Origin of the sequence: Streptomyces sp. NPDC002580 (genome assembly GCF_042889485.1) — a bacterium.
Classification (GTDB): Bacteria; Actinomycetota; Actinomycetes; order Streptomycetales; family Streptomycetaceae; genus Streptomyces.
On sequence record NZ_JBIAQZ010000009.1, the window covers coordinates 134,940 to 148,262 of the forward strand.

General features: G+C 65.0%; 6 protein-coding genes and 1 pseudogene. 5 read left to right on the plus strand and 2 right to left on the minus strand.

Features of this window, described 5'->3' with window-relative positions; genetic code table 11:
* Positions 1 to 498 precede the first annotated feature (498 nt).
* Both ACFYW7_RS26665 and ACFYW7_RS26670 read left to right on the plus strand, forming a co-directional pair.
* On the plus strand, positions 499 to 7,716 hold the full coding sequence (locus ACFYW7_RS26665; protein WP_389507229.1) for a polymorphic toxin-type HINT domain-containing protein: 7,218 nt from the start codon (positions 499 to 501) through the stop codon (positions 7,714 to 7,716).
* A gap of 15 nt (positions 7,717 to 7,731) precedes the next feature.
* Positions 7,732 to 8,076, plus strand: coding sequence for a hypothetical protein (locus ACFYW7_RS26670; protein WP_389506690.1), 345 nt, complete (start codon positions 7,732 to 7,734; stop codon positions 8,074 to 8,076).
* A gap of 131 nt (positions 8,077 to 8,207) precedes the next feature.
* Here ACFYW7_RS26670 and ACFYW7_RS26675 read toward each other — a convergent pair whose 3' ends face one another.
* On the minus strand, positions 8,208 to 9,740 hold the full coding sequence (locus tag ACFYW7_RS26675; protein WP_389506692.1) for an ISL3 family transposase: 1,533 nt from the start codon (positions 9,738 to 9,740) through the stop codon (positions 8,208 to 8,210).
* A 164-nt stretch (positions 9,741 to 9,904) separates the two neighbouring features.
* Here ACFYW7_RS26675 and ACFYW7_RS26680 point away from each other — a divergent pair, with 164 nt between their 5' ends.
* The gene (locus ACFYW7_RS26680; RefSeq protein WP_389506694.1) at positions 9,905 to 10,306 is read left to right on the plus strand and encodes a hypothetical protein; all 402 of its coding nucleotides are present in this window, start codon (positions 9,905 to 9,907) and stop codon (positions 10,304 to 10,306) included.
* Between the two features lie 19 nt (positions 10,307 to 10,325).
* Here ACFYW7_RS26680 and ACFYW7_RS26685 read toward each other — a convergent pair.
* Positions 10,326 to 11,004 (minus strand): annotated as a pseudogene (locus ACFYW7_RS26685) (transposase).
* Between the two features lie 482 nt (positions 11,005 to 11,486).
* Between ACFYW7_RS26685 and ACFYW7_RS26690 the strand changes: the two are divergent.
* Both ACFYW7_RS26690 and ACFYW7_RS26695 read left to right on the plus strand, forming a co-directional pair.
* Entirely contained in the window at positions 11,487 to 12,101 is a 615-nt protein-coding gene (locus ACFYW7_RS26690) for a hypothetical protein (protein WP_389506696.1), read from the plus strand.
* A gap of 274 nt (positions 12,102 to 12,375) precedes the next feature.
* A complete protein-coding gene (locus tag ACFYW7_RS26695; RefSeq protein ID WP_389506698.1) occupies positions 12,376 to 13,260 on the plus strand; it encodes a universal stress protein in 885 nt (294 codons plus the stop codon).
* Positions 13,261 to 13,323 lie beyond the last annotated feature (63 nt).

Sequence of the window (13,323 nt, forward strand, 5' to 3'; positions counted from 1 at the left end):
GGAGCGGATCCCCTGATGACAAGGGGCATGCCGACGCGAGCCGATGATGACTCATGGAGAGGCTGTCGTCACGGTGCGGAAAAAGGGTGAGGAACGCGCGAGCGAGTTCGAGGAGTAGGAGCTTTCCAACGCAGGCGGGTGCTTTTGCAGGTGAAGCGGGCCCTGGCTCACATGAAGTAATCGCCTGTATCTGTAGCAATTATGACAAAGGGTCAAGCGACTCATGCGCTTAGCTGCTGACTGGAGTCACTGGTCATGAATGTGGCTAATGTCGGATTCATGGGAGCTTTGCTTGATCATGAATATTTGACTGGTGTTGTGCTGTTACGGTGTGTGATCATGCTCACGCCAAAAGAAATGATCTAGCGCTTCTTCACAGTAGGGCCACAGAATCTGACGGTCTGCCAAATCGTCACGCGTGGTCGGTCACCGGTCCCGCCTCGAATGGTCCGGGGGGATCTCGTCGTGTTCGGCCGTCTTCCGCACGCCCGTCGTCGCATGGCCCGCGCTGCCATACCGACCGTGGCTGGCGCATTGCTGGTGGCATTGCTGCCCACTCAGTCACTGGCGCTGCCGCCTGACCCTGATCCCTCGCACGACGAGGCCGGCAGGCAAGCGGTGGAACTTGAACAGCTGGAGAACGAGGAGCCCATTCCGGGCATGAAGTCCTCCCGTGATCTCGACACCCTCAAAGCCGATATCCCTGAGGACCTGCTCACCGCACCAACAGGTACAACAACCGCACCGTCCAACCTGACGGGCACGGTGAGCTTCGGCTCGGCCTCGGCCCCGGCGTCTTTGCGCACCATCACCTCCGCCGGGCAGACAGCTATGTCGCCCGTCGGGAATCTGCCCGTCAGCCTCGGCCAGGCTCCCGACCAGCCGGCCCCCACAGGCACCTGGCAGGTGACCATTCCCGACCGCACGTCCGCTGTCAGCCAAGGTGTTGACGGGGCAGTTTTGAAGGTGCAGGGACCGGCTACCGGGGCCGTCCCGGTCAACGTAAAGCTCGACTACTCCGACTTCGAGAGTCTTTACGGCGCCGACTGGGCTACCCGCTTGCACTTCGTGCAGTTTCCCGAGTGCTACCTGACCACGCCGGACGACGAGGCGTGTCAGGCATACGAGGAGCTGGAAACCACCAACGACACGGCGGCGAAGTCGATCACGGCCACCGTCGACCCGGCAGCGCAGGGCATCACCTCGGCCGTGGGCAAGCCCTCACCGGCATCGCGTTCGGGAGCTGCCCCGGCGGCGTACCACGCTTCAACTTCGGCAACTCCTGTGGCTGCCAGCACTACTGCGGTTGTCGGCGCTGTCGACTCCGGTGCCGGCAGCGGCGGAACTTTCAAGGCGACGCCCTTGGCATCCGACGGAAAATGGGAAGCCGGAGGCTCCTCAGGAGCTTTCTCTTGGTCATACCCATTGACGATCCCCACAGCGCCCGCCGGTCCGGCCCCGAAGATCTCCTTCAACTACAGTTCCCAGACCGTAGACGGCCGCACCGCGATCTCGTCACCGCAGGCGTCATGGATCGGTGAAGGCTGGAACTACGAGCCTGGTCACATCGAGCGCCGCTACCGTTCCTGCCAGGAGGACCGGAAGGCGTTCAAGGCAGGTACCCCCAACAATGCAGCCAAGAAAGACAAGACGTCCGACCAGTGCTGGGTGTCGTACAACGCGGTGATGTCGCTGAACGGCAAAACCACCGAGCTGGTCCGCGACGCCGGCTCCGGCAGCGACCCGGACAAAGACACTGAGCTCTACCGCCCCCAGCAGGACGACGGCACCCGCGTCCAGCATCGCGTCGGCGGGACCAACAGCGACAACAACGGCGAGTACTGGGTCGTCACGACCACAGACGGTACGCAGTACTACTACGGCCTGAACAGCGTGGGCGGCGGCCACGCCAACACGAACTCGGTCTCCACCACACCGGTGTTCGGCAATCACCCGGGAGAGCCGTGCCACGCCGAAGCCTTCGCCGACTCCCGCTGCGGCGCCGGGAAACAGCAGGCCTGGCGCTGGGGCCTGGACAAGGTGGTCGACGTCCACGGCAACACGATGATCGTCAACTGGAACCAGGAGACGAACTACTACGCCGTTCGCAAGAAATTCAAGTCTCCCGAGAAGTATGACCGTTACGCCTACCCGGCCTCCATCGAGTACGGCATGAGACCCGACAGCCTCAACAAGCCGTCCGCAACGGTCGAGTTCGGTGTCAAGCAGCGCTGCCTGAAGTCGACCACCTCCTGCGACCCCGCCAACTTCGCCAAGACCGACGACCCGGGCGCATACCGCCCCTGGTGGGATACGCCCGGCAACCTCAACTGCAAGTCCACGTCCAAGATGTGCCCGGCGTTCCCATCCTTCTGGACCCAGCTGCGCCTGGACACGGTGACCACGAAGGCTGCCCGTGCAGGACAGACCGGCCTCGGCCCGGTCGACACCTACACGCTCCACCAGTCCTTTCCTGAGGACTGGTACGACACCGCACCTGGCCTGTGGCTCAACTCGATAACGCGTACCGGCTACGGCCCCGGAGACACCACAGGCACTCTCCAGTCCAAAGACGGCATCAGTTTCGGGCACTACACCGTGGGATCGGCCTCCCCACTGCACGCCCGGCTGAAGGACAGACAACTGCCGAATCTCGTCCTCACGGGCAAGAGCGACCAGCGGCCCGGATTCACCCGGCCCCGCATCGGCGTGGTCTCCACCGAACACGGCGGTGACATCGAGGTCGAGTACACCGGAGGCTGCGCGAGCGAGCCCACCGAAGACAAGGGCAAGGCCAACAGCACCTGCTACCCGGTGCGCTGGTCACCCGACGGCGACGAGAAGACCCCGGCCAAGACGTGGTTCAACAAATACGTCGTGGCTTCCGTCACCGAGAACGACAAGGTCACCTCGCACGGCAAGCCCGTCATCACGACCTACCAGTACTCGGGCCCGTCCTGGGCCACAAGCGACGACGAGTTCACGCGTCCAGCCCTGCGCACCTTCAGCGACTGGCGAGGATACCGGCAGGTCAAGTCCCTCAAGGGCAGCAAGTCGGCTTCTGAGCAAGGCGACGTGAACTCCCAGTCGATGTCTGTCACCCGCTACTTCCTAGGAAACGGCGGCGAGGTCAAGGACTCCAAGGGCGAGCGCATCCTGCTCCCCGACGACGCTCCCCAGTACGCCGGCATGACCGCAGAGACGATCACCTACCGAGACTCCGACGGCCAGGTCCTCCGGCGCACCCTGAACTTCCCGCGGTCCAAGCAGACCGCCTCCCGACCGCGTGAAAACGAGGACGGCACCGCAGGCGAACCACTGCTGGCCTTCCACACAGACGTCAAACAGACGGACGAGATCCAGTCCCTGGACGACAACGGCTGGCAAGCCCTGCGCACCCTCACACAAGTGGACGACACCTACGGCCTGCCGATCCAGGTGGAGACGGCAGTCGTCAAACCCAACGGCTCCAACGAGACGCTTTCCAACCAGACCTGCACCAAGACGTCGTACGTGCACAACACCTCAGCCTGGCTGATCGGACTGCCCAAGGAAGAGCGGACAACCGCCACCTCCTGCGCCGGCTACGCCGACGCCGACCCGGCCACCCAGCTCAAGGCGGCGATGCAGACCAGCTACGACAAGCTGGCCTTCGGCGCAACTCCGACAAAGGGCTCAGCCACTTCGGTCGCCGAGATCGACGCCACCGGCACGTCCTACTCCAGCGTCACCACCACCACGTTCGACGACCTCGGCCGTGTCCGCACCATCACCCACCCCGGCGTCGGCCCCACCGAGACGCAGTACACGCCCGAGGCAGGCGGCCCAGTCACCTCGACCAAGACGATCAACGCCGCAGGCCAGGCCACCACAACCACGTTCGATCCCGGACGCAGCCTGCCGCTGACCGTGACCGACCCCAACGGCCGAATATCCCGGAGCGAGTACGACTCTCTGGGCCGTCTGGTGAAGGGCTGGTCCCCGTCCCGCTCCTCGGGCGGCAAGTCCCCGAACGTCACCATTGACTATCAACCGGCCATTGCCACATCCAGTGAGAACCGACCAGCGTCCGCAACGGTCAGCACACTCAAAGACGACGGCTCCTACGCCCGCGACATCACCCTGTACGACGGTCTGATGCGCGAGATCCAAAAGCAGTCCGAGGCCCACGGTCCAGGCCGGATCATCGTAGACACCGACTATGACGATCACGGTCTGCCGCGCGAGCGGACCGGTGCCTACCTGGCGAAGGGTGAGCCCGGGACAGAACTCTTCGCTCCTCGGTCGAAGTCACTGATCCCCAGTTCGGTCAGGCACCGCTACGACGGCCTGGAACGCGAGATCCGCTCGTCTGTCTACCACGACGGCGACTACCAGTACGCGACGTACACCTCGTACAGCTGGACCAGCACGTACGTCGACCCGGCAGGCTCGACGCTCCCCAAGACGCGCACCAACTACGACGCCCTCGGCCGGGTCACGTCGGTCAAGCACTACTCCCAGAACGCCGAAGACTCAAGCGCGGGGAGCACGACCACATACGAGTACGACACCCGCGGCAACCAGAACAAGGTCACCGACCCCGCCGGCAATGTCTGGTCGTACGTGTACGACGCTCGCGGACGCATCAAATCCACAAGTGACCCTGACACCGGCACCACCGACACCTGGTACGACTCCGCGGACCAGCCAAACCGAGTCAAAAACGCGCTCGGAAAGGAAACCTTCACCCATTACGACGCCCTCGGGCGTATCACCGACGTACGGCTGGGCTCCGCAACCGCCACCCCCATCAAGGAATACACCTACGACGACGCGCCCGGCGGAATCGGCCAGCCCTCAAGCTCCAAGCGGCACACCGACGACGGCGACTATGTCGACAAGATCACCGGCTATGACGCCGAGTACAACGTCATCGGCACTCAGACGGACATCCCGCCCAACCCGATGACGACGGGGCTCGCCGGCACATACGCCTACTCCTACACCTACACGCCGACAGGCAAGCCGCAGTCGGTCACCCTGCCAGCCGTCGGCGGACTCGCCCAGGAAAAGGTCGTCACCCGCTACAACACCGACGGACTGGCGGAGTCGACGTCAGGACTGACCTGGTACACAGCCGATGCCACCTACTCGCCCTACGGCGAGACATTGCGAACCGTGTCCGGCAACCAGCCCTACCGCCTCTGGACGACGAACTTCGTCGACCCCCACACGGGCCGTCTCCAGCGCACCGTCGCCGACCGCGAGACCGACAGCCCGCACCGCATCACCGACAGCTACTACTCCTACGACATCTCCGGCACGATCACCTCCAACGCCCGACAGCTCAGCGAGGCGACGGGCAACACCTGGGACACCCAGTGCTTCACCTACGACGCCATCGGCGAGCTGACGCACGCCTGGACATCGAACATCGCACCGGATGGTAAGGGAACCGGCTGCAAAGCCTCGAACGGCACGATCTGGGGACCCCGCACCGACTACGCCGCAGCGTCCGGCCCAGTAACTGACGCCCCGGACGAAGCCACAGATACATCCACCCCAGACCCGGCGCTGAGCTCCTCGCTCTCAGCCGCAGCCCCGGACACGACGACGGTATCCACTGGTACGACGGCCTACCGCCAGTCGTACATGTTCGACTGGCTCGGCAACCGGGCGAAGATGACCGAGCACAACACGGCTGACGCGACGAAGAACGTCACGTACACCTACGGATACGGCAAGACGGTTGCCGCAACCGGCACCACGCCGACATACAAGACCCAGCCGCATACAGCAACAGCCATCAGCTCCAGCCCGTCCGGCAAAGGCAGCGTCTACACCTACGACGCCACCGGCAACACCACTGTCCGGGATCTCTCCGCCACCACACAGAACCTGATCTGGACAGCGGAAAGCAAGCTCGACTCCCTCACCGACGACGGTAAGAAGACAACCTACGTCTACGACGCCGAAGGCAATCGCCTACTGGAGAACTCACCCACGGGCACGACCCTGTACCTGGGCGAAACCGAGTTGACAACCGACACCACCGGCACAATCACCCGAGCCTCCCGCTCCTACGCCCAAGCCGGCGCACCCACGGTGGTCCGAACCACCACCAACGCAGCGGCGACGGGCCACAAACTCAGCGTCCTTCTCGCCGACCAGCTCGGTACAGCCAACACAACGGTCGAACTGTCAAACGGCCAAACGGTCACCCGGCGCGCCTTCAAGCCGTACGGCGAACTCCGCGGTCCGGAACCGTCGAGCTGGCCCATCAAGCGCGGCTACCTGGGTGTCGGCATCGAGGACACGGCCACCGGACTGACCCACCTAGGCGCCCGCGAATACGACCAGGCCTCGGGCCGCTTCCTCTCCGCCGACCCGGTTGTCGACATCACCGACCCGCTCCAGATGAACGGGTACGCGTACAGCAGCAACAGCCCCATCAGCAATAGCGACCCCAGCGGGCTCTGCGCAGACCTCGACTGTCCCACCCGTTCATCGCCTGACCATGAGAACAGGACGCCCACACACCCGGCCTCTTCCGGACCGCCGAGATATTCACAGAACTATCAAGCGGCACTGAATGCTGGCAACGTATACCCGGCCTCCTTCACCAATACGCACTTCGAAATCTACCCTGGCGTCTTTGTCGACAAAAGTTGGAAGAATGCCAGCCGATTTGGCGACCGGTTCAACCGGGAGGTCGACAACTGGTGCCGAGACTTTGGTGACACATGCCTTCTCGGGGATGACAGCGAGCATATTGGCCAGAACATTCTGACCCATCTTAAATTCCTCACCTGCATGCGAATGGGACATGACAGCGGATGTAGGGGTCAGGTAACTCCTCTCAGTGCAGTTGCCATGATCTCCATGACAGGCATGGAGGGGTCGGGAGGGCTATCCGGCGCAAGGCCGGGAGGGGTTTCCGGTACAGGGAAGAAGGGTTCATCCTATTCAAGTTCGAAAATGGTCGCAGGATGCAATTGCTTCCTTGCTGGCACCGAAGTCTTGATGGCGGACGGGACAGTCAAAAATATCGAGGACGTCGAACTCGGTGACCGCGTCAAGGCAACTGACCCGGAGACCGGGAAGAAGAAGTCCCGTAAAGTGACCCGACTCATCCGAACGGAGGGAGATAAGTACTTCAATGAATTGTCCATTGCCACGCTGGACGGCATCGAGAAGCTCACGGCGACTCATGAGCACCCGTTCTGGTCCCCGTCCGAGCGTGACTGGATCAAAGCGGGCGCCCTCAAGGCGGGGATGACCCTGCTCACCGATGACGGAAGCGTCGTCATCGTCACACGAAACCACTCATTCACCAGGCATGCGCAGACGTACAATCTGACGGTTGAGGACGTTCACACGTACTATGTACTCGCCGGTACAGTGCCCGTACTGGTGCACAATTCGGGATTGTGCCCCGAGAAGATCGACGACGTCTTCCATAACCCCAGCGGCAGATCTTCTCAGGATCAGTTTGAATACCACTGGGACAAGCATGCAAAGGGGCGCGGTGTCACGCGTGAGCAGTACCTCCAGGATGCGCAAGACTGGGCGACGGGAATTGCCCAGCCAGGCGGGAAGAGGGGGCTCAACGCCAGCTTGGAGACGCTGGCGGACGGTGCGCGTGGGATAAAATACGTGGACCCCCAGACGGGTAAGGGCGGGATCATCGGCCCCCGCGGCAAGGCCGTAACCTTCTGGTATGGCGCCGGCTAATGAGAGGACGAGTCGTTGTCGGATTTCATGGAGAGCTACGCCCTCTGGCGATCCTTGCCTTTTCCCGGCCTACGCCGCGGTGAGATTCTGTTGCGCGCAGGAGAGAACCTTGCACTCATTCATGGCGACCTAGCTCTCGCCGACGAGCATGTGACCCAGGTGATCCTTTTTGTCGATGAGGGGATATTCAGGCCGAGCCGGGCGGACGTCATGGGGTTGCTTGAAGGGGTCATCTCTCGCCTGGAGCGATTCGGCGAAAGCATGGCTGTCGAAGAGCGAGAAGTTGTCAACGCCCATTATCGATATGCAGTTCTGCTGCATAAAATCTATGCTGAATTTCTGCGCATAGGGGCTCCGTAGCTCGTCACCTGACCTGGCAGGGGATAACGATGAGCCGCCCACACGTGTGGGCGGCTCATCGCTTCTGTTGGAGCCTGGGTGTGTCAATTTAACGGCCCTGTCTCACTTTCGGTGGTCGCTCAGGGTGACTGTTATCCGAGGAGGATGCGGTGGCGGAGCAGAGCGAAGCCTGCTCGTCCGTGCATCTGGCGCGCGATGCGCTTGGTCTTGGTGTTGACACCCTCGGTGGGGCCGTTGCTGTACGGAAGCGTGAGAGCTGCGTCCACGGCCTCGCGATCTCGTTCCAGACCTCGGGTGAAGGCATGCAGGTGAGGCAGGTCGGCGTCGCGGACCCGGGCTGCCCAGCGCGTGAGCGCGTCAGGGTTGTCGGCGTGAGGCGACAGGAGCGGGGCGAAGTCCCTTATGCCTGCGGTCAGTTGGGTCATCTCGGCGCAGGCGGCAGTGAGTTTGGCCAGGAGCTCGTGGTGCTCGGCCTTGAGGTTGTCGGGCCGGGTCAGCAGTATCCGGGCGAGTCTGCGCGGGGAGATGTGGCTTCGGTCGGCGTCTGCGCGGCCCTGGTTGATGTACTTGTGCAGGAGGTTGAGGCAGCCGGTGAAGCCGAGAGCCTTGATCTCCTCGAAGAGGTGCTGGACGGGGACGGCGGGGTCCTCGGCCCGGCGTCTGCGCAGGTGCTCGCGGTAGGGGTCGACGAGGCTCGCGCGGTATTTGGGGACGCGGAGCATGCGCTCGGGCCGGTCGGCTCGTGCGTAGCGTTTGATGGTGTTCAGGGCGAGTTGCAGGCGGCGGGCACATTCGAGCAGGCCCACACCTTTCTCGAGCAGGCTGTGCACCTGGTGCCGGCGTTCCAGGGTGGTCTGGGCGCGGGGCCCGTCGTAGATCGGCGCGTCCAGCACTGCGGCCCAGCAGGTGCTGTGTGCCTTCACCTCGTTGAGGGCGGCTTCGCACAGGTTGTGCCACAAGTGCCATCGGTCGGCGACCTGCACCGCGTCGGGCAGCGCGCGGCGGATGGCTTCGGCGTATGTGGTCGAGCCGTCGCGGCACACGACCTCGACGCCCGGATGCCCGCGCAGCCACGCTTCCAGCGTGCCGGCTGTGCGGTCGGGCAGTACGTCGATCCGCTCATGGGTCTCGGCGTCGATCACCACGGTGGCATAGCGGTGCCGTCGGCGCAGGGCGAAGTCGTCGACACCGATCACACGGGGCACCCGCCCGGCGGGCAACGGAATGCGAACCAGGACGCGCAGGGCCGTGTGACGGGACAGGCTCACCGCGAGTATCACCAGCAAACGGGATCCCGCCCGGCCCGCTAACTCCTTGACCACGGCCTTGACCTGCCTGGTCAGACGGGTCGTACGTCGCTGGTACCGCTCCAGCACCCCGGGCACCTGCTCGCGGAAGGTGTGCCGACAGCCGCGCGTTGGACACACCAGACGCCGCACCCGCACACGAACCATCACCCAGCGCCCGTCGACCGGAACGTCGGCCACCGTCCGCCAGTGATAGCTGTGCACCCGTCCCGACGAGGCACCACACACCGGACAGACCGCGGTCTTCCACGGCGTCCGGGCCCGCACCACGATCCGCTCACCTTCGTCAGCCACATCGTCCATGACCAGCGGAGACAGACCCGAAAACACTATCTGTACAAGCCTGTTGACATCCATCACGCAAAGTCAACGACCCTCACAACTCTCCGTTACCACCGAAAGTGAGACAGGCCGTTAGATTTACACTCCCTGCGCTCCAGTCCCAGTGGTCATGCCGTGGTGGAGCGTGGGAGCGTGGCCCTGGATCGTCGGCGATGACCTGTGGGGGGAAGAGGGGCCGGATGAGCGTGGTGTGGGCGGCGACGTCGCCGGAATCGGGACTGTTCCATCCGGTCGAGAGACGTTCAGAGGTGAAGGATCTGTCAGACCGCTTCAACGACCTGCGTTCCCGTGGTCAGGGGTACATCGAGGTTCGGTCGCCGAACAGGGAGTTCCCGCTGTTGGTCCTGGCCTTCCGGGATGATCACGCGGTCGTCCATCTGATGAGTGACACCGAGCGGATGTCTCTGCTCGTAGGAGACGGCACCGTGCCCTCGGGTGCCGAGGTCGACGTCCCGATCATGGACGACTTCGCCGCGTTCACGGGCGACTTTGTCCTGGATGTCGATCGGGCGTGGGACCTGGTGCACGAACTCACCCGGACGCGGGCGGCCGGCCCTTTGGGTGAGTGGTGTGAGCCGTAGCCAAAAGCTCGTGACACGATCATGAGCGGTGCTTCTTCAGTCGCCTCCAGCAGATGAGGCCGCAGGCCAATGAGGCGAAGGCGTCGTGGAGTTCGGTTCGGCGTTCCCGGCGGACGGCGAGGCGCTTGAACTGGTGGAGCAGGGCGAAGGTCTGCTCAACGGCATAGCGGAGTTTGCCCGGGCCTTTGATGTTCGGGGCGCCCTTGCGGGAGATGACGGGCAGGATCCGGCGCCTGCGGAGTTCGCCGCGGTGGTGATGACCTTGAGGGGGGTGCCGCGTCCGTCGCGGATCAGGTGGTGTTTGCTGCCTGTCTTCCGCCGGTCGACCGGTGACGGACCGGTGTCGGCGCCCCCTTTTTTCGCGCGGATGTGGGAGCCGTCCACACACGCGCTGGACCAGTCGAGCCCACCCGCCGCGTTGAGTTCCGTGAGCAGGAGCAGGAGCAGGAGCAGGAGCCGGTGCTACGGGTCGAAGACACCAGCCTGCTGCCACCGCTCAAGCCTGCGCCGGCAGGTCTGCCCGGAGCCGAACCCCAGCTCCAGCGGCAGCGGTTGCCAGGCTATGTCGTCGTGCAGGACATACAGGATGCCCTGCAGGCACAGTCTGTCCGGCACCGGCACCGGCCGAGGCCGGGTGACCGCTCCGGCCAGGGCGGCAACAACGGTTCGATCAGGGCCCACAAGTCGTCGTCCACGATCCACGGCCGAGTACTCACCCCTTCCCGAACGACCGAATCACCCCGACAGGCACGCCCGACCAGGGCACTTCAACAAGATCGCGTTACGAGCTCCAAGGGGCCGCCCGGCCCCACGCCTTGGGCCGGGCGGGCACGAGATTCCCGGCGCGGCAGTGGCACCCGGCACCCGGCACCCGGTGGGTAGGGTGGCCGCGCCCGATCGAGCGGCTGCCGGTCGGGGGGACACCACCACCCTCGATGCCGAGGGCGACACACGCCCAGGACCGCTCTTCTTCTTCTGCGCGAGTGCGGACGAAGTCGGTCCGACAGGCCATACAGGTTGGTCCCGCCCGGAGCCAGGAGACCGACAAGCCTGCGGGAAAGGGCCGTTCAACCCAAGAAGCACGGCCCTTCGGCATCCGGCACGGCGTGTGCCGTCTCGGGAGAGTGATTCGTGTCGGGTACCAGCTCGGCATCGTCCTTCTTCCGAAGGGATCATCACCATGTCGGTCCACGAGCAGTCTCACCGTCACGCGGGGTTCGGCTTCTCGCCGTTGCGCAGGATCCGTTCGGCGAACGCGCCGGGTGAGGCCGCGGCCACGTCGGTCGGCTCGTACGCCTTCGCGGGTCTGCGTCTGCTGACCGGTTTCGTGTTCCTGTGGGCTTTCCTCGACAAGACGTTCGGGTTCGGTTACGCCACTCCGTCCGGCAAGGGCTGGATCGACGGCGGTTCGCCCACGAAGGGCTTCCTGGGCGGGGTCGCGGCCGGGCCGATGGAGTCGACGTTCCATTCCTGGGCGGGTGCCGGCTGGGTGGACTGGTTGTTCATGGCCGGTCTGCTCGGTGTCGGGGTCGCTCTGGTCGCGGGTGTGGCGCTGCGGCTCGCGGCGCTGGCGGGCACGGTGATGATGGCGTTCATGTGGCTGGCCGAATGGCCGCCCGCCCGGCATCTGTCCGACGGCTCGCCGAGCATGTCGCCCAACCCGTTCACGGACTATCACGTGATCTACGCGGTCGTCCTGATCGCGCTGGCCGCGGCGGGCGCCGGCACGACCTGGGGCCTCGGGAAACTCTGGGAGCGACTGCCCATCGTGAACCGCAACACCTGGCTGCGGTGACCTGCCGGCAAACATCGGGGCGCCCCCGCGAATGTGCGGGGGCGCCCCGCCCGCGCTCCGGCGTGCGGGGACCGGGGCGCTCCGCTGACGGATGCCCGACCCGCCGGCCCGCAATCCGCCGGTCGGCGCGACCACCCTGGCTGGACCGTGTCGGCGGGGTCGTCAAATCCCCTTCCGTACAGGGCTGGTTGGTCCCCGTGGAGGACCAGTGGCCCCTCCTCCCACAGCCGGGCGAACACGAGACTGATCACGTATCCCTCAAGGAGGCCATCACATGTCGCACATCATCGTCGTCGGTCTGGACGGTTCGCCCGAGAGCCTCGCAGCGGCCGATTGGGCAGCTCGCGAAGCCCTGCGCACGGACGCGCACCTGCGTGTCGTACACGCCTGGCAGTGGCACCCTTACATATACGCCCCGCTGGCCGGCGTCTCCGTTCCATCGCCGGAGGACGATCCGCAGCGCGCGTGGGCCGAACGCCTGCCGCACGAGACCGCGGAGCGGCTGGCCGCGATCCATCCGGGTCTGTCGGTCAGCGCCGAGCGCGTCGCCGAGCAGCCTGTCACCGTACTGACGGCCATGGCCGAGGAGGCCGAACTGCTGGTCCTCGGGTCCAGGGGGCTGAGTGGCGTCGCCGGTTTCCTGACGGGTTCCGTCGCGCAGGCCGTGGTGGCCCGGAGCCGGATTCCGGTCGTCCTCGTACGCGCGGCAGAAGTCTCCGAAGAGGTTCACGAAACCCGGGACGTGGTGCTCGGCCTCGACCTGGAGCACTCGGATGCCTCCGTGATCGAATTCGCCTTCCAGGCGGCGGCCCGCAGGGTGGCGGACTTGCGGGTCGTCCACGGCGGGAGCGTGCCGCCCTACCACGGTCACAGCGGAGCCACGGATCCGGCGGCCGAAGCGGAACTGCTCGTCGAGACGCAGCGGCGCCTGACCGACGTACTGCAGCCCTGGCGTGAGAAGTTCCCCTGCGTCCCGGTCCACGAGCAGGCCGTGGTGGGCGGTGCGGGCCCCCACCTCGTGGATGCTTCACGGAACGCGGACCTGGTCGTGATCGGTCGCCGAAGCCGGCAGTCCCCGGTCGGCGTCCACATCGGCCCGGTGACCCAGGCGGTACTGCACCACTCCGTCGCCCCGGTCGCGGTGGTCCCGCACGACTGAGTGTCCGGGGCCGGGACATGCCATGAGAGCCCCGGAGGACTCCGCCCCGGGGCCTCGCGCCCT

Bases quoted from the DNA above. Each gene is read 5' to 3' on its own strand.
- ACFYW7_RS26695 (WP_389506698.1), top strand. From the start codon at position 12,376: ATGTCGCACATCATCGTCGTCGGTCTGGACGGTTCGCCCGAGAGCCTC.
- ACFYW7_RS26665 (WP_389507229.1), top strand. From the start codon at position 499: ATGGCCCGCGCTGCCATACCGACCGTGGCTGGCGCATTGCTGGTGGCA.
- ACFYW7_RS26675 (WP_389506692.1), bottom strand. From the start codon at position 9,740: ATGGATGTCAACAGGCTTGTACAGATAGTGTTTTCGGGTCTGTCTCCG.
- ACFYW7_RS26680 (WP_389506694.1), top strand. From the start codon at position 9,905: ATGAGCGTGGTGTGGGCGGCGACGTCGCCGGAATCGGGACTGTTCCAT.
- ACFYW7_RS26690 (WP_389506696.1), top strand. From the start codon at position 11,487: ATGTCGGTCCACGAGCAGTCTCACCGTCACGCGGGGTTCGGCTTCTCG.